Below are 20,479 nucleotides of genomic sequence, written 5' to 3' on the forward strand. Positions count from 1 at the left end.
CCGACCTGCACGCCCCGTTCACCGGCCTCGTCCGCCGCTGACCCACCCCTCATCTGGAGAAACGTCATGCCCCGTACCCGCGCCAGCGCCTCCCCCCTGTTCGTGCCCCGTAAGACGACACGCGCCGAACAGCGAGCCGCCCGAGCCGGTTTCACCGAAGCCCGCCGCCAGGCACGCCTCGCCCAAAACCCGCCCAAGCACCGCGCCGAGCAGACCCTCAACCCGGATCTGCGGCCCACCTACCCGCCCGCCGGTCGCCCCGGTCCGGCCTCCGCCCGCGGCGGCAAGCTCGCCCTGCCCGCCCACCGGATGACCACCGCCACAGCCAGCGGCGCGTACCCGTTCGTCGCCGAGGGCGGCCTGGGCGCCGAAGGGGTGTTCATCGGCCGCGATGTGCACGCGGAGGCGGCCTTCTGCTTCGACCCGTTCTCGCTCTACAACAGCGGCAGGGTGGAGGGCTTCACCAACCCCAACGCAGTCCTGGCCGGGATCATCGGCATGGGCAAGTCGGCGCTGGCGAAGTCGATCGCCACCCGCTCGATCGCTCACGGCTACCGGATCTACATCCCCTGCGATCCCAAGGGGGAGTGGACCGGTGTCTCGCAGGCCCTCGGCGGCTACAGCATCGCCCTGGGCCCGGCGCTCCCCGGCCGGTTGAACCCGCTGGACGCCCCGGCCCGCCCCGCCTCCGTAACCGAGGAAGATTGGTTCACGGAGGTTCGCAAGCGCCGTCTGCTACTGCTGGCCAGCCTCGCCCGCACCGTGCTGAAGCGCGACCTGCTACCGATGGAGCACACCGCCCTCGACCTGGCCCTGGATCTGGTCGTCGCTGACGCCGCCGCCCGGGGCACGGTACCGCTGCTCGGCGAGATCGCGCACGTACTCGGCTCCCCCGAACGCCTCGACCACGCCCTCGGCCACCAAGCGGGGCACCTCGGTTCAGCCGCCCAGGACCTCGCCCATGCCCTGCGACGCCTCGTGCACGGCGACTTGAGCGGCATGTTCGACGCCCCGAGCACCGTGTCGTTCGACCCGACCACACCGATGCTGTCCATCGACCTCTCCCGTCTCGGCGGCTCCGGTGACGACACAGCACTGGTGCTCGCGATGACGTGCGCGAGCGCGTGGATGGAGTCAGCCCTCAGTGATCCCGATGGCGGTCGGCGCTGGGTGATCTACGACGAGGCGTGGCGGCTGATGCGGCACGTCGGGCTGCTGGAGCGGATGCAGAGCCAGTGGAAGCTCTCCCGAGGGCTGGGCATCGCGAACCTCATGGTGATCCACCGGCTCAGCGACTTGCTCTCGGCGGGCGACGCCGGCTCGCGCGGCCGAGTCCTGGCCGAGGGCCTGCTGGCCGACTGCTCCACCCGCATCATCTACCGCCAGGAGCCCGACCAGCTCGCCGCCGCTGCATCTCTGCTCGGCCTGACCGGCGTCGAGACCCAGGCGGCCTCCGCCCTGACCAAGGGCCGAGGTCTGTGGAAAGTCGCCGGCCGCTCCTTCATCACCCAGCACATCCTCCACCCGGCCGAGCGGGAGCTGTTCGACACAGACGCCCGCATGGCCGCCTAAGAACTCCTAACGGAATGACTCCTTGCGGTCGGTTGACCGGCGTGGGGTGCTGTCGGGCAGCGTGGGGCGATGGACGTTGAGCGGCCGCTGCCTCGCGAGGTGAAGGTCATTGATTCGGCCTCGTTGTTCCGGCTGGAAGAGCGGGCGGGTGACCTCGGCCTGAGCCAGCGGTTGGACCTGACGTGGGTGCGGGCGAATGCGGCGCCCGGCGGCACCCACTATCTGTGGCCGGCCTTGTGGCACACCCTGTCCCACCGCCCTGAGGTTCCCGATCACGTGCGGTGGGAACTGCTGATCAGTCTGCGTGCGGGAGACCGCGTGGTGAGCTGGCTGGACGTGGTCCCCGATGACTTCACCCCGCTGCCGAAGATGACCTCACGCGAAGAGGGAATGCAGGTCAGACAGCTCCTTAACCAAGCTCCTTCGGTCCGGGAATGGCTACTGCGAGAGGACGGGGCTCGGGTCGGCTGTGACAGGCGTCGCCAGCAGATAAGCGCGCATCCCAGGGTGAGCAAGACCTCGTGGATGTCGTCGCGGATCTCCCAGCGGATCCGCAGGCGACGGAACCAGTGAAGGTGGGCGAAGGCGCGCTCGACAACCCAGCGTTGAGTGCCGAGTCCGGAGCTTCTTTCAGTGCCACGTCGCGCGATCAGTGGCTTCACGCCGAGCACGCGGACGAGGTGGCGGTCCTTGTCGTGGTCGTAGCCGCGTTCACCGAGCACGACATCGGGGCGGCGCCGAGGTCGGTCACGCTTGCCCCGCACGGGCGGCACTGCCTGGAGCAGCGGGATGAGCTGGGTGACGTCGTTGCGGTTGCCGCCGGTGAGGGTGACGGCGAGCGGGATGCCGGTGGCGTCCGTGATCAGGTGGTGTTTGCTGCCCGTCAGGAGCAAAGCTGACTACGAGGCGGGCTTGCAGGAGACGACGGTGTCCTCGCCGAGCCCTTCGGTAAACACCTTCAGCGCCTCCAGCTCGATCGTGCCTGAGGACAGCTGCAAGCGCAGCTGGGTGGCCAACCTCTCCCCACGCACCGGACCGGTGTGGCCGAGGGCGCTCACCTCGCGTACGAGGTGAGCGCCCCGAGGGGTGGGCGAGGACCTTCTCTTCGGAGCTTTTCAGCCTCTTTGCCTGCCCCTGCACCCCTTGCCATGTCATGGCGCGAACCTGGAAGGATGCAGCCGCGCAGGGCGTGTGCCCTGGGCAGCGCCCCCTTTTAAGATAATTGATCTTGAGGATGTTCGTTTCGGGTTCGATTTTTTTCAGGATAGCGAATTTTCGGTCATTCCTTCTACTTCCCGTGTCGTGCGGCTTCGCGGCGGCCAGACTTTGTGCGGCGTGAGTATCAGGGGTTGTTCAGTGCGCTCCAGGGGAGGGGCTTGATTTGAGTGACGCGTTCACATTTCCCGTGCTGGCGGTGTCGGCTCTGACGCAAGCTTTCGGCTTTCTCTACGGACGGGCCGGTGCGGTTCTGGACCGCCGCGCCCTACTCCGTGAGGAGGTGGGGCCTGGTGAGCTGGAACCGACCCCTGCGGTCGTGGTGGGCACCCCCGGACCTCCTGCCTTTGATGCTTCGGCACTGACGTCGGAGCGTCTGCAACGGATCGAGTCCCTACTGGGAGTCTTGGGCGTCTATGACGATCATAGGGAGCTGATCAGGGCTGATGACGAACGGCTGCGTCATAGTCTTGGTGGGCTGCGCGCCGTTCTGGAGGAAGTCGAGGGGCAGCGGCTGACGTTCGCCGGGGAGAACCGGCCGGCGAGCGGGGTTCGGATCGAGCAGGTACTCGATGACGTTCATGGCAGGGCTGCAGCGCTGAAGGTACGCCGTGTCGCTGAGTCGGCGGATGTCAGTGTGCGGCAGAGGGCGGGCACCGTCCGCGAGGGTGCGGAGATCATCGGAGCTGAAATCGACGAAATCCGCTGACGATTCGAACAAGAATCCCACCTCTGCGGCAATTCGTGTTGACGGAGAATTTCTTCATGACTTTGACTGAGCCCGGAGAAGGCTCACCCATGCCGTTGTCCGGCACATCTTCTGGTACGGAGAGCCATGAAAGCGAAGTGCGGCGGGCGGGTTTGACCGGCAGTGGAAACGGTTCGGTTCCAGGCCCGGCGGCGTATGAGGGGTTGTCGCCGGAGGACATCGAGGCGGTCAGGGGCCTTGGGGCTGGTATGAAGCAAGCGCTGGCCCTGGCCGGAGCAGTTGCGGACCTCCGGCAGGAGGCTCTGTTCAACTTCGGTGAGATGACCGGGGTGAAGCTGACCGCGGTCCTGGAGCAGATGCTGGAGCACTCCGAGCTGCCTGATGCTTATCTGGACACGGTTCGGGCTGTGTTCGCACCGCCGGAGGGCTACGCGGCGGCTTTGAGGCTGCTCATGGAGCCGGGATCGGTTGTTGTGCTTTTGCGTGAGCCAGGTGCGGGACGGTCGTTCACCGCACAGGCACTGCTCGCTGATCTGCGTCAGCGCACAGGAGCAAGGGTCGGACCACTCAGCTTCGGGGGTGGGAGCCGGTTCCCGGTGCGCCGGCTGCCACGGGAAGAGAACGTTGCGTACTTACTGGAACTGCCCGCGGATGAAGAAAAGTTCGAGGTCGCAGATGACTTCGGTGCGGTTCTGGGCAAGATTCAGTACACCCTGGGCAAGCGGAACTCGCATCTGGTCGTTCTTACGACACCGGAGCAGTGGGCGAGGATCTGTCGGGGTGCGCCGTCCGGCGTGGTGCCTCTGCTGGGACGGCCTGATCCCACGGAGATCGCCACTGCATGGCTTCGTGCCGAGGCGCCTGAGCTGGATGCCTCCCGGTGGGTGCAGGACACCCGGATCACAGGTCTTCTGTGTAACCAGCCTCCCGCCGATGTCCTGCAAGTCGTCAGCCTGATCCTCAACGCCAGCAGGGCCCCCCGCCGGGTCTCCCCGGCCAGCGAGATCACCCTTCCCGATGCATTCACCCAGCAGGTCCTGGACGTCGTGGCGGCCCGCAACAACTGGCGTTCCAGCCTGCTGCAGTGGCATAGCAAGGAGGGCAGGACCAGCTTCCAGCGGAACTTCCTTCTCGTGGCAGCCATGTTCAGGAACGCGCCTGTAGCGCACGTATACGCACAGACCGCGGAGCTGTCGGACCACCTCAAAGAGCGGGAGGCGGTGGCTCTGGAAGGCCAGAGTTCGCCCGGCGTCATCGAGATGGTCGACTCGATCGATGCGGAGCTGACTGAGGACGACACGGTTCAGTTCTCCAAACCCGGCTGGGACGACGCGGTACTCAACTACTTCTGGGTCGACCGGCCCATGGCGCGCACAGACTTTCTGGCCTGGATGGCGAAGGCTCCCATCGCCAGGACGACGAAATTCCTGGAGACGTTCACACCGGAAGACCGTCTTCTGCTCGCCAACCGGGTCGGGGCGTTCGCCGTGCGGTGGGCTGTGCGGCATGGCAAGGCCAACCCCTTGGAAGAGGTCGTTGTCGCATGGCGCAAGGACGACGCGCTGTGGGCGACAGCTGTCGACCTCATCTCCGCCGCGGCACTTCACCCGACCATGAGCCGTTTCGTGCATGCCGTGTTGTTGCGCTGGTCGAAGAACGCCGCCGCAGACAGGTCGGCGCTGCAGAAGCTTTCCGTGGATGTCTGCGCCGGCGAGTTCGGCCGCCGGCACACCGGCAAAGCGCTGCGGCGGCTTCGCCATGCCGCCGAGACGGCCCACGATGACGTACAGGCCTCGTTGTACAGGGCGGTCCGGAACCTGTGGGCGGACGCCTCGGCACGTCCGACGCTGTTCAGCTCGGTGGTGGAATGGTGCTCGGCAGACCCGTCACGGACCGAGGCCGGCCGTCGTTCCTTCCTGGCGCTGGCAACGCTGCTCTCGCAGGAGGACCCCGGCCTGCCAGTACTCCTGAGCACCGGGGCGGACCAGCCGGAATTCCCGACGGCGGATTTGGTCTCCGGGTGGCGCACATTGCTGGACTCGGGCTCAGTGGCCAGCGAGAGCGCGCGGGCGGTCAGTCTGTGGATGGACGCCGCCGTGGAGTATCCGGATCAGCGGCCGGTCGTGTTCAACGTGCTGCGCGGCGCGGTAGACACCGCGGGGCGGGCAGGTGGAAGTCATCCCCGCCACCGGCTGCGTGACCTCCTGTACCTGTGGCAGCCCGTGCCCGCTGTCGATGCCGATCCTGAGCGGGTTCGGCTGCGCCACGAACTGGTCGATCTCCTGGATCACGACCGCAGCCGATCGGTCGCCCTGTACCGGCCCGTGCGCGTGGGCCGCGGTGGGCCAACACCGTGAGCTGGCTCAGGTGGGGGCTGCGCGACCAGCAGCCGGAGCTCTTCGAGGACCAGGTGACCAGCTCGCAGTCGGGGCTGGACTTCACTGTGGCGTTTCGCACCGAGTGGCGTGCTCCTCGCTCCACTCCCGTGGCCCGTCTTCCCGCTGGTGAGGCCAGCCGCACCGTTCGGGTACTGGCCGAACAGGCCGCAGCACGGCACACAGTGCTGCGACCGGCCGCTGCGGAGCAGGAGATCAACAGTCTGCTTGCCCGTTCGCTGCCGCTACGGACGAATGAACTTGAGGTCAGCTGGGCGCGCGTAAGCGTGTCGGTCGCGGTGGAGGCCCGCACGTACGCGGAGCAGATCGCCCAGGCACGCCGGGAACTGGAACTCGATGCTCTGGCCCAGCGCCAGGTTCAGGCACGTATGAGGTTCATGCACGAGAAGATCCTCCACTCCCCTGCCTCGGCCCGGATCTATCTGATGCTCGAGAACTCGGCCCGTCTGGGTGTGCTGCCGCCCGGTCTGGACGTGGACGGGGTAGTGCAGGAGATCCAGCGGTGGAACCCGCAGTCGCGGTGGGTCGTGATCGCGCAGCTCGTCCACACCTTCATCGATCGCCTCTCCGAAGCTGATGCCGATGCGCTGCTGGTCACGCTGCGCTCACTGTTCCACGACTTCGGAGAACAGGATCTGGCTGCGCAGGTCCCCGGTCCGGTCACACCGCCCTCTCAGATTCCCGGCTCTTGAGGCATACGGAGACAGTGCTGATGAAGCTGACCATCTTACGCGCGGTACTAGCACCGAGGACCAGCTGGCAAGCCTGGCGCCTGGCCCGGTCCAGCGGTGGCGCCATGTCATTCGATGTCGCCTGGCGTTCAGCCCGGGTCCAGCTCCACCCGGACGAGGCCGGGTATCGAACGGCCGGACACGAAAGCCTCCGGCCACCCGCAAAGAACTCCACGGACAAGCCGACAGTGTGAAGGAGGACGTTCAAGGCCCGGTCTTCTGCACCTTGCGGAATAGGCGTAGCCGGGCATTCCGGGCTACGAACGGGCATATGGAACATTGTTCTTGTCGAGCACAGCCTCAATACGGCCGATGTGCCTTTTGTGGATGGCGCAGATCAACAGCTGCTGCGCTCGGGACCCTGCGACGTAGAGGACACGTCGGGCCTCGGTGTTGTGGTCACCTTCCCAGTCATCGACAACGTTCCGCTCCGTAACGGCGTCAGTGCGCAGCCGGTCGGGGACAACGAGCACCACTCCCGGGTACTGGCGCCCCTTCACTCCATGCACAGTGGAGAAGCGCATGAGTGGCTCGGCGCTGGTGGAGGTGGCGTTAGTCCAGGTGGCCTCGTTCGGCGCTCTGAAGAGTCCGCCAAGATCCGCGGTGTTGGGTGGATGGGTGCCTCCCCAATCCGCGTCTCTCAGGTAGGTACGGACTTCCGCTGCGAAGGCGTTTCTGGTTCTGTCTGCCGCGTCGAGGCGCAGTGCCATACGTACGGCGAAGGCTTCGAGCCAGCGCGGTTCGACGCCTGCCAGTTCGCACTGGGCGTCGAAGCCTTGGCGTCCCGTTTCCGTCCCCCGTCCGACGATGAGAGCGTCGAGCACCGTGCGCTGCACCTGGTCGATTGCCTTGCGGCGGGTCCGGGGGTCCGTCGTTCGTGATCTGAGTATCTGGCCGGCCGATGCGATGCGTACCACTCGATTGAGGTCTGTGTTGTTGATGCCGGACACTCCCGCGGCTTTCATGCCGTGGGTCTCGGCGTGTGACAGCAGGATGAGTTCTTCAGCGGTGAGTTGGTTGCGCTCGGCGATCCCCAGGGCGGTGGGCACGATTTCGTCGTACGCCTTGTATTCGACCAGGTACACAGGGATGGAGTTCCAGGAGTTTTCGCCGCAGGCCAGCTCGGTGAGCTGTCCGGACCGCAGCGAGGTGTTGAACGCGCAGATGGCAGGTGTGCTGCGCCAGTTGTCCCTGAGCTGGATGGGACCACCGGGCAGGCTGTCGGCGAAGGCCCGCATGCCGTCGGGGGTGGCGCTGCGGAACTCGTAGATTGACTGGTCCGTGTCCCCGACCATGATGATTCGAGTGCCCTGCTGCCGCAGGAACTCGAGGATGCGCAGTTCCTCGCGTCCGCAGTCCTGGGCTTCATCGACGATCACCTCGGCAAAGCGGGGGCGCAGCAGCGGGGCGAGTATCCGCTGTCCGTCTGCTTCCTCCAGCCAGTACTCGGCCAGGCAGCGGGCGGCCACGCAGCTGATGGTGCCGGAGCGGACGAGGCGGCCGAAGATGTCGGAGGCGTTGGCTTCCGCGGTGTGTCGTCTCGCCATGAGTTCTGCCAGAACCGTGGGGCTGCCGAAGTCGCGTGGGATGCGACTTTCTATCAGACGTGCGCGACCTACCGGGTTGAAGTCGAACCAGTCGAGGTGCAGGTTCTTGGCTCGGCCGATCTGGCTGAGGCGAAAGCTCGCGCTCGGTATGTCGCGCCAGCGCTGCACGTAATTGGGCCTCTTCCTGAACGCATTGACGTACAGGGGCGTGACGATGAAGCGGTGGATGAAGGCGTCGAAGGTTCCGACGAAGTGGGGCGCTTCGAGGGCTTGTACGCGCTGCCCGCATCGTTGGCGGACCTCTTCTACCGCTGCGTTGGTGAAGGACAGTAGCGCAATGCCCTGGCGGTCCTCCTCGGCCGTTCGTTTGAGGAACCGGGCGACCATGGCACGGGTCTTCCCAGCGCCAGGACAGGCTGCGGCGAACAGGCTCTCTTCCGCATCAACCAGGGCCTGCTGGTCCGTGGTCAGCGATGGTTCGCTCACTGTGCGCCGCCCTGCTGGTCGGCCAGGACGCCGTGCACGGCGTTGGTGAGGTATTGAGGCGCCTCAAAGGTCGCACCGTCCTGGATGGCCAGAGCGATGTCGTGGGCGAACTCGCCTTTGCTGATGAACTTCGAGTACTTGCACAGCTTCTGGTAAAAGCCGAAGGAGCGGCCCTTGGGATGGGCGAGGATCTCATCCCAGTGATGTTGCGACTGTCGGTGCTGTTTGAGGTAGGCGCGCCGGAGGGTGGGTTCGTTAACCGTCGGGGTGAGGAGGTCGGCCTCGAGGGTGTGGGGCGCCTCCGCGACGACGAGGTGACCGGCCGCACCGATGAAGGCGGCGTGCTCTTCCAGGAGCTCTTTACGGTTGCTGACCTTGGTGCGGGTGTCGTCCTGGTCCTCCTCGCAGCTGTCTTCCGCCGTGGCTTCCACTTCGGCCGTGGGCGGCGGGTCCGGCTGACCGTCCTCGCTCTTTTTCTTCTTGGGAAGTTCAGGGTCAGGGTCGCGGTCCGTGATGACCGTCAGTCGGTCCAGGAGCCGGCAGCCGTTTACCTCTGAGAGCAGCAAGGTGATGTAGGGGGCAAAGTCGACGCTGCCGACGTTGATGATGGTTACGCCGTGGAAGTCCCGGCGCTGCTTTGCCTGGTCACCGCCGTTGAACAGACAGTGCCGGGCGATGACCGGCAGCAGGACGGCTTCTGCGATGCCTTCGACCAAGACGACGCGGCGGGCGAAGAGGAGGCTGGCGCGTGTGGCGTCCAGGTACTGGTTGATCTTCCGTCGCTCGTTATCGGCCAGGGGAAGTTGGGCCAGGGGAAGTGACTGAGTCTTACGGCGCAAGACCTCGATGTGACGCCCCTTGTCGTCCTGGGTGGTCTCCTGTTCTGCCCGGGTTCGCAGGGCGACGACGTTCTCGATACCGACGCTGCTGGCGAGGTTCGGGGAGTGCGTGCTGGCGATGACCTGGATCCGTCCGGCCGGTCCCTGCAGGTCGTCGCGGGGTGAGGCCTCGGCCTGTTCGCGCAGATAGTCCAGGAGCACGGCCTGCAGCTGCGGGTGGAGGTGGGCTTCGGGCTCTTCGACAAGGAACAGCGTCAGCTCTGCCGACTGCGCCTTGCGCAGTTCGAGGATGACGGTCGCAATGAACAGGAGGTTGGCGTAGCCCAGGCCCGATTCTGCGAGGTCGGCGGGTTCGATGCCGGACTCGGCCATCTTCACGCGCAGGCTGCGGGCCAGGCGGTGCAGTTGGTATTCGGCGAACGTGACCTGGACGCTCTGGCCCCGGACCGAGTCGGTCAGCTTGCCGAGATGGATCTGGATCGCGTCGGTCGTGGTGGTGAGGACGTCGTGGTTGGTGAGTTCTTTGAGGGAGTCGTTGGCCGTCACACGGAACTTCTCCTGGTCGTCCTCCGTCGTGAGGTACTGGATGATGCGCAGCAGCCGGCTGCCATCGGAGGAGTCGAGCTCCCTTTGCGCATCGCGCAACGGGGCCAGGTATACGTGTGTGATCTGCTCCCGCTTGACCGGCTCGGCATCGGCGCCGCCCACAGGTCCTGCGGTCACGCTGGCCCGCATCTGTTGGCGAACGGGGTCCTTGCGATAGGTGGTGGTGTAGCTGGCCTGGTGCGTGTCGACGTCGATAGCCGTGATGTAGTGCGCCCGCTGGGTGTCGGTCAGTCCGTCATAGGTGGCCGTGAACTCGGCTTCTTCACCCTCCCAACCGCGGGACAGATCGGTGTCTTCGAACCAGCGGGTGCCTCGACGGTTTAGGGGCGTGGTGGCCAGTCTCAGCGATTCAATGACGTTGGACTTCCCGGAGTTGTTCTCGCCGACAAGCAGTGTGATGCCCGGTTGGAAGTCGACCTTCAGGTCGTAGCAGGACCTGAAGTTCTTGATGCTCAGGCGGCTCAGGTACATCCCAGCCTGCGTCTGGTCATGCTTCTGGTGCACTGTTGCGCTCCCCCGTCGCTCGGCGTCTTTCCCCTCACATGAGTGGCGTGGGCCCCACGAGGCCCATCCGCCACCCCCACACAAACTTTTACATAATCTCCACGCAGAAAGTGAGTGAACAAGAAGAAAGCGGAGTACATCAAGGCTCAGTCCGAGCGCGGAGACCTCACCGAGCTGCTCCAAGCCGCCACCGGGGCCGACCGGCCGACAGAGAATCCCTTCTTCTGGCCGACCGGGTGCCCTGCTGCGGCGGGGCACCCGGCTGACCGCCACCGTGCGGCCTCTACCAGCGAATCTCGGCCGGCCCAAACCCCGGATTTGCCGGACGCTCTGCCCACTGGCCCACCTCCAACGGGTCCTTCGCTCTCTCTGCCCCGGAGACTTCCGTGCCTACCTCGATCACCATCACGTCCGAGTTCAGCGGCAGCGTCGTTGCCAAGGGCGCTACTGATGACCTCTCCGCGCAGCTCCTCCGTCACGCCGGTTTCAAGCAGATCGACGACTGGCGCGGCCGACGCCATCGCCTGCCCACCACCACTCCGCTCGCCAACCAGGTCGCCATCGCCAGCCATGCGGCCGAGATGCTTCGAGCGGCTCGCTATGACGTCACCCTTCCGCCGTCCCTCGACACGGCCCGGATGAGCCCTCCGGTGCATGGGCTGGGGCCCCACGCCGCCGGAGCTGAACTCCTCAGCATCACGGACCAGATCCGTGCGGCCGAAGACGGAGCCAGCCTTCAGCGGGCAGTCGACCACCTCCTTCACCCCGAGCACGGTGCGCTGGAGCGGGTCCGGGAGGCCCTGGAAGCAGCGGGAGAACAGGTCAACGACCTGGACGAAGACGCGTATGCGCTCGCCGACCGGTTCGGCTTCGCCTCGGAGTTCGTCAGCTCGGCCCAGTCCGAACTCGTCGACTCCGAGGCCGAGCTACGCCGCGTCGGCGCCGCTTCGACGAGCTACTCCCCAGCACCGACCGTCCGTGATCACCGTGGTGCCGCTCTCGCCACTTCTCCTGCGGCGAACCAGGCCAAGGTCTCCTCGGCGTCCAGTTCCCCGTCGGGGCCTTGCTCTGCGACGGGTCACCCACCACGCGCCTCAACCCCCCGACGGTGACCCCGGCCGCCCTCTCCGCCGTCGGCCTCCAGTACGTCGCGCGCCCCCGCTCGACTCACCCGCCAAGGACCACTCACCCGAAGAGGCAAACGTGCCCGAGTACTACTCCAGCATCGGCGAGGCCGTCGGTGCGGCCATGCAGCACAACATCCGGCTCGCCCACCGCAGCGCGGCACCGGGCTCCGACAAGCCGCTGCAGGTCAGGCGCCTGCTCAGCGCTTCCGCCGATCCGTACTCGGTTCGCGGGATGATTTCTCGCCTCCACGAGGACGCCTCGCCCGATGAGGTGGCGGGCATCATCGAGGAGGTCAATGGCGCACTGGTCGGGGCTCTGCCCGAGCTGACCGAACCCGTCGCCTCTGCCGCCGACTGGACTCGCGCCCGTCTCGACTTCGACGACCCGCATCACAATCCGACTTTCGAGACGTGGACCCGACTGGCAGCCGCGTACGGGATGCTCCAGGACGTCCGTGAGCAGTTGGAAGTCGCCGAGGACGGTCTCGCTGCCTGTCCCGCAGAGCGCACGGACCCCCGGCACCACCAGATGGTCAACGTCTTGCGCAGCCGGGAGTTGCTCGACGATGTCCTCGGTGCCGAGGCTGCTCCTGTGCCGTCCGCTGCCCAGAACGTCGATTCAGACCGGCAGCGGGCGGCCCGCGCCTCGTCGCCGCGCGCCGGAACATCGCCGTCGACCGGCAGTCCGCCGGCCACCGCAGCACCTCCGCCCGCGCCTCGTTCTGCCGGCCGACCCCGCTGAAACCTTCCGCCTCAGACGTCCAGGAGTACCCCCATGATCTGCACGAGAGCCGAGCGCGCCCCGCCCCTGCCCGCTCGCACACCCAAGGAACCGCCGTGCCTTCCCCGCGCACCAGCGCGCCCTCGACCACCACCGGGTCGGACGCGCTCCTCTACCTCCTGTTCGGCATTCTCGGCGCCGCCATGGCCTTCGGCTCCCTGGCCTGGCTGACCGGAAATCTCACCAACACCGCGGTCGGGAGCGGGACATGGGCCCCCTTCCGCATAACGGACGCGCTGCTGCACCCGGAGGTGCTGTGGCCGGCCCTGAGCACCAGCATTCTGATGGTCGGCGCCCGCGTCGTCCCCGCCCTGTTCACCGTTGCCCTGGTCGTCACCGCTGCCGTGCTGTGGATGCGGTGGCGTGCCGGGTCCAAGTCCGGCCTCGCCCGGAAGGCGGACCTGGCGCCGTTGCTGGACAAGGAGATCGTCGCCAAGGCGAAGAGCCTGCGCCCGAGCCTGGGCGGCCGGGAGAGTAAAAGAGGTCCTGCCCGCTGACCGCGGCATCCTGCTCGGCACCCTCGATCCCGGCCGCGCGGAGGTCCGCGCGTCCTGGGAGGACGTGATCGTCGCGATCATGGCCCCGCGTTCCGGCAAGACGTCCGGGCTGGCGATCCCCGCGATCCTCTCGGCACCGGGCCCGGTCCTGCTCACCAGTAACAAAGCCGCGAACGACGCCTTCACCACCACGGTGGACGCCCGTGCCGAGGTCGGCACGATCTGGACCCTCGATCCCCAGCAGATCGCCCACCACCCGCGCGAGATGTGGTGGGACATCCTCGCTGACGCCCGCGATCTCGCCGGGGCGAAGAGGTTGGCGGGGCACTTCGTGACCGCGAGTGTCGACGAGTCCAGCGGCTCCGACTTCTGGTCCACCGCCGCGAGCAACACCCTCGGCGCCCTCTTCCTCGCCGCCGCGTCCCACCGGCGGCCGATCACCGACGTCCTGGCCTGGCTCGCGATGCCGGCCGACCGCACCCCGGTGGACCTGCTCACCGACGCCGGCCACCATGCGGTCGCCGCCCAGCTCCAGGGCACCGTCTCCGGCGCGACCGAAACACGCGACGGCATCTACGAGACCGCGAGGCAGTACGCGAGCTGCCTGCTCGACCCGGACGTCGCCGCCTGGGTCACCCCCAACGACGACCTCCCCGAGTTCCAGCCGTTCGCCTTCGCCACGTCCCGCGACACCCTGTACCTGCTGAGCAAGGACGGCGGCGGCAGCGCGTCCGCGATCATCGCTGCAGCGGCCGACGCCGTGATGCGCGCGGCCGTGATCGTCGCCGAGCGCTCCGGCGGGCGACTCGACCCGCCCGCCCTGTGCGTCCTCGACGAGGCAGCGAACGTCTGCCGCATCTCGGACCTCCCTGATCTCTACAGCCACCTGGGCAGCCGAGGCGTCATCCCGATGACGATCCTGCAGTCCTACCGTCAGGGCCAGCGGTGCTGGGGCGAGGCCGGTATGGACGCCCTGTACTCCGCCGCCACCATCAAGATCATCGGATCTGGCATCGACGATGCGGACTTCGCCGACCGGCTCAGCCGTCAGGTCGGCGATCACGACGTCCAGACAACCTCGGTGTCGACCAGCGAGGGCGGCAAGTCCACCTCGGTGAGCATGCGCACGGAACGGATCCTGCCGCCGGACGCCATCCGCGCCCTGCCCAAGGGCAAGGTGCTGCTGCTGGCCACCGGCATCCGGGTCGCCATGCTCAACCTCATGCCCTGGTACAAGGAGCCCTCCGCCAAGGTGGTCGGCCCCGCCTCCGTCCGGGCCACGAAGGCCATCACCGAGCGCGCCCTCGCGAAGAGCATCGGCCAGGACGACCTCGGGCTGTCGGCATGAGCGCACCCATCCCACACCAGGGGCAGCTGGCCCACTCTCCAGTCGTTCTACGCGGCGACCAGTGGTGGCTGGAGAGCGAGGCCGGTTCGGTCCCGGCCTCAGATCCCGCCTTCACCGCCGTCCTGGACGGCTTTGCCCAGGCGATGGCCGCAGCCGACCGGGCTGTCGCCGGCCTTCGCGCCCGACGGAGCAAGCCTTCCGCACCTGCTCCGGAAGGCCGCCGATGAACCCGCTGCTGAGTGCCGAACAGGCAGTCCTCGGCGCCGTACTCCTCGACCCCGACCAGCTCGCACACCTGGACTGGCTCGCACCGGACCACTTCTACCGCCCTGTCCACCAGGCGTTGTTCGGCGCGCTCCGCAAACTGCGCAGCGACGGGCATCCCGCGCTCTCGGCCGATGGCCCGTTGCCGCTGTCGTGGGTAACCGACGCGGTCGACGAGGCCGGACAGCACGTACGAGGAATGACCGCGGTCTACGCCCACACCCTCATCCAGCTGTGTCCACGCACCGAGCACGCCCCGGCATACGGCCGCATGGTGCTGGAAGGGGCGATCCACCGCACCATCGCCCAACACGCAATCCGCCTCCACCAGATGGCCCGGGCCGACGCCGTCCAGGGCAGGGTCGCGGGAGCGCTGCACACGGCGGACGTCCTGACGGGGGTACTCACCGACCTTGCACGCCGCTGGGGAACCGACCCACGACCGGTCCCACCCCCCACTGCACCCGCTGCCGCCGCAGACGCCCCGCCGCCGGCGATGCCCGACCAAGTCGCCGAGGACGAGCAGTTCCTCCTGGCCGTCCTCACCGAGCAGCCGGGCACCATGGATGAGGTCGTGTCCTGGCTACGGCCGGGAGACTTCGCCGACCCGGCCCACGGGCAGCTCTACCGGTGCCTGGGCGCGCTGCACCACCGAGGCGAACCCATCGACCGGATCACCCTGCTCTGGGAGGCCCAACGACGCGGCCTCCTGGCCGACGGAACCGTCGCAAGTGAACAAATCAACGCCATTTGCGACGGCATGGCCCCCGGCAGCGCCGACTGGTTCGGACACCGAGTGATCCGCTCCTCCCTCACCCGCACCGCAGCCGCCTCCGCGCGCACCATCCAGGCCCTGGCCGAGAACGAAACCCTCAGCCCCGGCCGCCTGATCAACCACGCCCTGCACGCCCTCGACCCACTCAACGAGGTGCGCACCCGCTGGGCGACCGCGAACGGCAACCCGGCCCCGAAACCCACGACACCTACTCCGTCCGCGGGCGAGCCACCGCCTGCCCGCGTGAAGGCTGCCCGAGCCCGAAGCACACGGCGCCCCGCCACATCACCCTCCGCCCCGGCCAGCCCCGTCCGCGCACCGGCAGCAGCCCGACCACCCTCACTCCGCCATCCGTGAGGCCCCTTCACCACCACGCACTTCCCTGGAACTCGCTTTGAACCATGCATTCCCCTCCGCTGCTCCGGACCTACGCGCCACGGTCCCCGGGGTCGGACGCCCCGGTGGGCTCCCCGTTGATCGGGTCGCTCTGCTCGGGGTACGGCGGCCTCGACCTGGGCGTGCAGGCCGCCCTCGGCGGCACCCTGGCCTGGCACGCCGAAGTCGATCCGAACGCCTCACGCATCCTGGCCCGCCACTGGCCCGGCGTCCCGAACCTGGGCGACATCACCGCCGTCGACTGGTCCACCGTCCCCCGGGTGTGCGTCCTGACGGCCGGCTTCCCCTGTCAAAGACGTCTCGGTCGCCGGCCGCCGCGCCGGACTCAACGCCCAGACCCGCTCCGGGCTCTGGCTGCACGTCGCACGTGCAGTCGATGCCCTCCGACCCTGCCTTGTGGTGATCGAAAATGTCCGCGGCCTCCTCACCTCCCCCGCCGGCTCCCCTGGCGACGTGGAACCCTGCCCGTGGTGTCTGGGAGACACCGCAGGTCAGCCTGCTCTGCGGGCACTCGGTGCCGTACTCGGATCCCTGGCCGACCTCCGGTACGACGCGCGATGGTGCGTGCTTCGCGCCTCCGACATCGGGGCCCCGCACCGCCGCGAGCGAACTTTCCTCGCGGCATGGCCCGCCGACCACGCTGTTGAAGACGCCGACCAGCAACATCGGGAAGAACGGTGGCTCACAGCATCCGGCGAAAAGGAGGAGCGGTGGGCACGGTCCGAACCTGGCCGACGAGGTCGAGTGGCTGCTGCCGACTCCGAAGGCGTCGGACGGGATCAAGGGTTCGCCGAACCAGCGGCACGGCAATGGCGACCTGACCCTACCCAGTGCGGCGGCGTCTCTGTTGCCCACGCTGAGGGCCGGGAACACGGGCGCCCCGGGCCGCCGCGCCGGCAAGGGATGGCGGCCTCCCTTGTCGGCGGTGGTCCTGCCCCTCTGGGCGGAGGAGACGCCGGAGGCGGGGGCGCGGACCGGCGATGGGGAGCGTACGGATCCGCCATCACCCGATGGGAGAGGCTCACCCGTCCTGCCCCGGCTCCCACGGACGCGGCTGGCCGGCTCCGCGCGGACTTCGTGGAGTGGATGCAGGGCCTCGACGCCGGCTGGGTCACCGCGACCGAGGGACTCGGCCGTCCAGCGCAGCTCACCGCACTCGGCAACGGCGTCGTTCCACAACAGGCCGCGCGCGCCATGCAGTTGCTGACACCACCCTTCGCTCGCTGTAACCGCTGCGCCGACCGATAGCGCTCCACTACCGCGCTCTTCCGGCCGGACCAAACCGCTGATTCTCCGGATTCTCTCGGGCATGTCGCCGTCTCACAGATGGAGCACACCCCCATGGCCGACACCAGCCCGACCTCCCACGGCCCCGAGCCGTACCGCGTCCCCGACGCAGACCTTGACGACCTCGCCAGCACCCTCGCCAAGACCATGGCCGAGGTCAGGCAGCACGGCGTCATCCTCGACCGCCTCGGCTCCGAGCCCGAATCCGGCGCCATCCAGCCGCCGGACGGCGCTCCGGAAGCCGAGGCGGCTGACGGCAAGAAGCCCGACGGCCCCGCCTCGGTGTTCATCCTCGCCTTGGGCGGCGAGGCGTACGCTGTCGAACTCGCTGCCCTCAGCGACTGGGTGAACTACCTCTTCCTGCCGGTGTACGGCCGGGAGATCAGCACGAGCCGTCCCTGGTGCGCGCACTGGCACGAACACCCTGAGGCCGTCGCCCGGCTCCACGCACTCTGGCTTGCCTGGCAGCAGTTCACCGACACGGAGGCCGGTCTGTCCGGCCCGTCGACCTGGCACCGCGACCACCTGGACCAGACCCTGCAGCACCTGCGCGCACCTGACGGGCCCTTCGCGGCCTGCACGACCAGCGCGACTCGCCCGAATCACCGGGTGCTGGCCACCCCGGCGCCCGAGCAGGCGGGGGTGGCGGCGTGAACGACATTCTCGACTTCGGCCTCGACGATCTCTCGCCGGTCGACGACGCCTCCGAGGAGGCGATCGAGGCCCTCTGGACTGGCGACCTGACGGTGCTGTCTCAACACCACACCACGCCCAACGGTTCGCACAGCTTCGTCCTCGCCCACGACCGATCGGTCACCTGGGGGATACCCGGCGAGCCACAGCTCGTTGCGATCGCGGTCACACGGGATCTGCGGCAGTCCACGTTCACGTGCGAGACGAGCCACCACGCCACGGCGTCCTTCGCCCAGAACTGGCTGGCAGAACGCGGCTGCCCGCTCGAACGGATCACACTGCGCGGTGGCGACTACATCGCGCCCGCCGACGACCTCACCCTCCAGGTGGAACAGCAGATCCAGAAGTCGGGCACCCGCTACGAGGTCATCGACACCTACACCTCCGACGACAATCCCAGCGAGGCGTGGACACTCGTCCGCGACTCCCGCGCCGCCCAGGCGCCGGTTCGTCTCTTCCACGAGGAGTGGGACCACGATGCCGGCACGTACACGATGCGCGAGGGCGCCTTCGCCGACGTCAGCGCCGCTCGGACCTGGTTGGACGAGCGCAGCGAACCGCTGCCCGAGCCACCGGAGTACAGCGACCATAACGGTGCTGTCGTCCGGGCCCGCATCGCCCGCATCGCTCTCGCCCGGTCAGCCGGTGCCTCCGCGACGCCGCAGACCGGCCTCGACGCGCCCCGCACGACCGTGGCGGGACCGGTCCAGCAGCCGGTGCAGAGGAGGCTGCTGTGAGCCGCGCCCGCTTCGCCTTCGCCGCGCACCCTGACGCCATCGCCGACCTGCGGGAACTTCCGGCTGAGATGCGCGACTTGGCACTACTGGAGCTGCAGAACCTGGTCCACGGAAGCGACGATTGCTTGCCGTTGAAGGGCCGTCTCGCCGGCTTCCACAAGGTGTACGTCGACCCGGAGGTCTCTTACCGACTGGTCATTCAGTTCCGCCAGGCCCCGCCGACCTCGACTCACCAGCGCGAGATCTACCTCGTAGCCGCTGGCAGCCGGAAGGACTACGCGGTCTACCGCACAGCCCACCTGCGGACCAGCCCCCAGCAAGAGGTCGGCCCGGACTCCGCCACGGAGGCCCGCGTGCAGGCCGCCCGGTCTCGTTCGACGCTCGCCCCCGAACGGCCGACAGCGGCCGGCGCGACTGCCCCGTCAACAGCGCCGCCCTTGGCCGCTACCTCCCGAAAGGCCGCCCAGCGATGACCAACGACCGTACAGTGCTGCCCCGTTCAGAGCTGGCGGATCTCCTCACCGAGGCCGCTCAGAGCGTCTCCGGCATCCCCACCGCCGAGTACCCGACGCCCGCCGCCCGCTCCTACCTGTATCCCGTCTTGGGTCCGCTGGCCGCCGGGCCCCGCGTGATCACCGGGCTGAACGACCGGTTCGAGGACTTCGTGACCGCCGAGCCACGCCCCACCACGTCGGCGGGCCTGTTCGCTCTGGCCTCCTACGCCTCCGCGCTGGGGTGGCTCACCGAGTCGTTCGCCGAGCTGACCGCCTCGGTCGACGAAATCTGCACCCGCGTGGGCATCCCCACGGAGCCCAGCGCCCCGATCGCCGCCGCTTCCGGCGCAACCGAGCGGGACGACGAGTTCGACTTCGCTTTCAGCGCGCTTGAGTTGGAGGCGGTCCGTAATGCAGCCGAGGCCGCCGGCCTCGCGCCGGACGACTACGTCGAGGTTCTCTCCCAGTCGCTGCTCGCCGCCGCCCGGATCACTGACGCCTGCATGGAGATCTCCAGCGGCCTGCTCGACGACGCCGATCTCCTCCGCGAAGCGAGCGACCGCCCTCGGCTCGGCGACGCCCCCGGGAGCCTGCCGGCTCTGGTCCGCTCCCTGCTCGCCCGGATGGAGACGACGGAGTGAACCCGTACGACGCAGACACACACCCTGGGCCTTATCTCGTCGTCGAAGTGCTCGGTGTCGGGGATGTCAGCGTGCCCGCTCTCGCGCATGGTCCGGGGGAGCCGCTGCATCAGGCGGCTACGCGCGTCATTGACGCCGCAGCGGCGTTGGACGAGCGACACGAGAGCGTGCTCGACGCGGTCCAGCGGGCTCAGCGGCTGCTCGAAGGCATTGGTCGCGGTGAAGTCGGCCGCGCCAAGGTGTCGTACGTGTTGTTGCGTACCGCGCTCCCCGAACTCGGAGACGTTCTGGCCCAGCAGGACCGGGCGTACAGCCGGCTCGTCGAGTCCCTGTCCGACTACCGGCAGCTTCGTCCCTCGCCTGAGCCTGCTCAACGCGCGACCGACAAGAGCCACGGGCAGGGCCAGCAGATGAGGCCCCACCGGGACGACGACTGGGCCGTCGCCGGGGAGCGCGGGCTGGTAGCCCTCGAAGCGGTTGCGGCCGGAGGTGTTCGCTTTCGTCGGACCGCGATCGGCGAGGATCCGTTCATCTCGCGGGAGAAGGCCCAGCCGCAGGACCCAAGGGTCTGGCCGCAGACCGTGCAGCGGCTGGTCGCCGACGGGCTACTGCATCAGGACATCACCGAGAACGTGTATCGGCCCGGCCAGCTCCACTCGCTCACTGCGCAGGGGGAAGCCGCCCTGCGGGATGGTCGCGCGACGACCTCCCGGGTGTCCGCCGCCCTCGGCCGCACCACCACGCGGGCCACGTCAGGCGCGCTCTCCGACCTGGCCGCCGTGCCCGTCGCCAGGACCTCCCTCGCGGCCCCCCGCTCACGCTGACCGCATCCCG

The 20,479-nt window shown here is 68.1% G+C and carries 18 protein-coding genes and 3 pseudogenes; 18 read left to right on the plus strand and 3 right to left on the minus strand.

Annotation, left to right across the window (positions count from 1 at the left end; all coding sequences use genetic code 11):
* The first annotated feature begins 66 nt into the window (after positions 1–66).
* Positions 67–1,572, plus strand: coding sequence for an ATP-binding protein (locus ACFXOA_RS29220; protein WP_385034661.1), 1,506 nt, complete (start codon positions 67–69; stop codon positions 1,570–1,572).
* Positions 1,573–1,641: 69 nt separating this feature from the next.
* A complete protein-coding gene (locus ACFXOA_RS29225) occupies positions 1,642–2,145 on the plus strand; it encodes a hypothetical protein (protein WP_385034729.1) in 504 nt (167 codons plus the stop codon).
* On the opposite strand, the pseudogene ACFXOA_RS29230 reads toward ACFXOA_RS29225, so the two are convergent.
* A pseudogene (locus ACFXOA_RS29230) lies at positions 2,046–2,453 on the minus strand (transposase); the annotation flags it as partial. The gene ACFXOA_RS29225 and the pseudogene ACFXOA_RS29230 sit on opposite strands and share 100 nt — an antisense overlap.
* 500 nt (positions 2,454–2,953) lie before the next feature.
* Here ACFXOA_RS29230 and ACFXOA_RS29235 point away from each other — a divergent pair.
* Genes ACFXOA_RS29235 through ACFXOA_RS29245 form a run of 3 tightly spaced genes read left to right on the plus strand, consistent with a single transcriptional unit; the run spans position 2,954 to position 6,584 of the window.
* Positions 2,954–3,496, plus strand: coding sequence for a hypothetical protein (locus ACFXOA_RS29235; RefSeq protein WP_385034663.1), 543 nt, complete (start codon positions 2,954–2,956; stop codon positions 3,494–3,496).
* Between the two features lie 56 nt (positions 3,497–3,552).
* Complete coding sequence (locus ACFXOA_RS29240) at positions 3,553–5,853, plus strand: hypothetical protein (protein WP_385034665.1); 2,301 nt, start codon at positions 3,553–3,555, stop codon at positions 5,851–5,853.
* Positions 5,850–6,584, plus strand: coding sequence for a hypothetical protein (locus ACFXOA_RS29245; protein ID WP_385034667.1), 735 nt, complete (start codon positions 5,850–5,852; stop codon positions 6,582–6,584). The genes ACFXOA_RS29240 and ACFXOA_RS29245 overlap by 4 nt, the downstream gene beginning before the upstream one ends.
* 296 nt (positions 6,585–6,880) lie before the next feature.
* Here the strand turns inward: ACFXOA_RS29245 and ACFXOA_RS29250 are convergent, their stop codons facing one another.
* Both ACFXOA_RS29250 and ACFXOA_RS29255 read right to left on the minus strand, forming a co-directional pair.
* Positions 6,881–8,656, minus strand: a complete 1,776-nt coding sequence (locus ACFXOA_RS29250) for a UvrD-helicase domain-containing protein (RefSeq protein WP_385034669.1) — start codon at positions 8,654–8,656, stop codon at positions 6,881–6,883.
* Positions 8,653–10,605, minus strand: a complete 1,953-nt coding sequence (locus tag ACFXOA_RS29255) for an ATP-dependent endonuclease (protein ID WP_385034671.1) — start codon at positions 10,603–10,605, stop codon at positions 8,653–8,655. The genes ACFXOA_RS29250 and ACFXOA_RS29255 overlap by 4 nt, the downstream gene beginning before the upstream one ends.
* 386 nt (positions 10,606–10,991) lie before the next feature.
* Between ACFXOA_RS29255 and ACFXOA_RS29260 the strand changes: the two genes are divergently transcribed.
* The 13 genes and pseudogenes from ACFXOA_RS29260 to ACFXOA_RS29320 all read left to right on the plus strand — a co-directional run bounded on the left by ACFXOA_RS29260 (position 10,992) and on the right by ACFXOA_RS29320 (position 20,469).
* Positions 10,992–11,717 carry a hypothetical protein gene (locus tag ACFXOA_RS29260; protein ID WP_385034673.1) on the plus strand — a complete coding sequence of 242 codons (726 nt, stop codon included), beginning with the start codon at positions 10,992–10,994 and terminating at the stop codon, positions 11,715–11,717.
* A 91-nt stretch (positions 11,718–11,808) separates the two neighbouring features.
* Positions 11,809–12,474 (plus strand): hypothetical protein, encoded by a 666-nt coding sequence (locus ACFXOA_RS29265; protein WP_385034675.1) that lies wholly within the window; start codon positions 11,809–11,811, stop codon positions 12,472–12,474.
* Between the two features lie 95 nt (positions 12,475–12,569).
* Entirely contained in the window at positions 12,570–13,010 is a 441-nt protein-coding gene (locus ACFXOA_RS29270) for a hypothetical protein (RefSeq protein ID WP_385034677.1), read from the plus strand.
* 79 nt (positions 13,011–13,089) lie between these two features.
* Positions 13,090–14,358, plus strand: coding sequence for a type IV secretory system conjugative DNA transfer family protein (locus ACFXOA_RS29275; protein ID WP_385034679.1), 1,269 nt, complete (start codon positions 13,090–13,092; stop codon positions 14,356–14,358).
* The gene (locus ACFXOA_RS29280) at positions 14,355–14,585 is read left to right on the plus strand and encodes a hypothetical protein (protein ID WP_385034681.1); all 231 of its coding nucleotides are present in this window, start codon (positions 14,355–14,357) and stop codon (positions 14,583–14,585) included. Before ACFXOA_RS29275 ends, ACFXOA_RS29280 begins: the two co-directional genes overlap by 4 nt.
* Entirely contained in the window at positions 14,582–15,754 is a 1,173-nt protein-coding gene (locus tag ACFXOA_RS29285; RefSeq protein ID WP_385034683.1) for a DnaB-like helicase N-terminal domain-containing protein, read from the plus strand. The genes ACFXOA_RS29280 and ACFXOA_RS29285 overlap by 4 nt, the downstream gene beginning before the upstream one ends.
* A 44-nt stretch (positions 15,755–15,798) precedes the next feature.
* Positions 15,799–16,017 (plus strand): annotated as a pseudogene (locus ACFXOA_RS29290) (hypothetical protein); the annotation flags it as partial.
* A 121-nt stretch (positions 16,018–16,138) separates the two neighbouring features.
* Positions 16,139–17,041, plus strand: a pseudogene (locus tag ACFXOA_RS29295) (DNA cytosine methyltransferase); the annotation flags it as partial.
* Between the two features lie 93 nt (positions 17,042–17,134).
* The gene (locus ACFXOA_RS29300) at positions 17,135–17,734 is read left to right on the plus strand and encodes a DUF4913 domain-containing protein (RefSeq protein WP_385034685.1); all 600 of its coding nucleotides are present in this window, start codon (positions 17,135–17,137) and stop codon (positions 17,732–17,734) included.
* Positions 17,731–18,510, plus strand: a complete 780-nt coding sequence (locus ACFXOA_RS29305; RefSeq protein WP_385034687.1) for a glycosyl hydrolase — start codon at positions 17,731–17,733, stop codon at positions 18,508–18,510. The genes ACFXOA_RS29300 and ACFXOA_RS29305 overlap by 4 nt, the downstream gene beginning before the upstream one ends.
* Positions 18,507–18,983, plus strand: a complete 477-nt coding sequence (locus tag ACFXOA_RS29310; protein ID WP_385034689.1) for a hypothetical protein — start codon at positions 18,507–18,509, stop codon at positions 18,981–18,983. The genes ACFXOA_RS29305 and ACFXOA_RS29310 overlap by 4 nt, the downstream gene beginning before the upstream one ends.
* On the plus strand, positions 18,980–19,645 hold the full coding sequence (locus ACFXOA_RS29315; protein WP_385034691.1) for a hypothetical protein: 666 nt from the start codon (positions 18,980–18,982) through the stop codon (positions 19,643–19,645). The genes ACFXOA_RS29310 and ACFXOA_RS29315 overlap by 4 nt, the downstream gene beginning before the upstream one ends.
* On the plus strand, positions 19,642–20,469 hold the full coding sequence (locus ACFXOA_RS29320; protein ID WP_385034693.1) for a large ATP-binding protein: 828 nt from the start codon (positions 19,642–19,644) through the stop codon (positions 20,467–20,469). Before ACFXOA_RS29315 ends, ACFXOA_RS29320 begins: the two co-directional genes overlap by 4 nt.
* Positions 20,470–20,479 lie beyond the last annotated feature (10 nt).

The sequence above is a fragment of the Streptomyces sp. NPDC059166 genome (assembly GCF_042755185.1).
Taxonomy (GTDB): domain Bacteria; phylum Actinomycetota; class Actinomycetes; order Streptomycetales; family Streptomycetaceae; genus Streptomyces.

Coding starts and splice junctions, on each gene's coding strand:
- ACFXOA_RS29220 (WP_385034661.1), top strand. CDS start 67: ATGCCCCGTACCCGCGCCAGCGCCTCCCCCCTGTTCGTGCCCCGTAAG.
- ACFXOA_RS29300 (WP_385034685.1), top strand. CDS start 17,135: ATGGCCGACACCAGCCCGACCTCCCACGGCCCCGAGCCGTACCGCGTC.
- ACFXOA_RS29315 (WP_385034691.1), top strand. CDS start 18,980: ATGACCAACGACCGTACAGTGCTGCCCCGTTCAGAGCTGGCGGATCTC.
- ACFXOA_RS29285 (WP_385034683.1), top strand. CDS start 14,582: ATGAACCCGCTGCTGAGTGCCGAACAGGCAGTCCTCGGCGCCGTACTC.
- ACFXOA_RS29240 (WP_385034665.1), top strand. CDS start 3,553: ATGACTTTGACTGAGCCCGGAGAAGGCTCACCCATGCCGTTGTCCGGC.
- ACFXOA_RS29280 (WP_385034681.1), top strand. CDS start 14,355: ATGAGCGCACCCATCCCACACCAGGGGCAGCTGGCCCACTCTCCAGTC.
- ACFXOA_RS29275 (WP_385034679.1), top strand. CDS start 13,090: ATGGCCCCGCGTTCCGGCAAGACGTCCGGGCTGGCGATCCCCGCGATC.
- ACFXOA_RS29225 (WP_385034729.1), top strand. CDS start 1,642: ATGGACGTTGAGCGGCCGCTGCCTCGCGAGGTGAAGGTCATTGATTCG.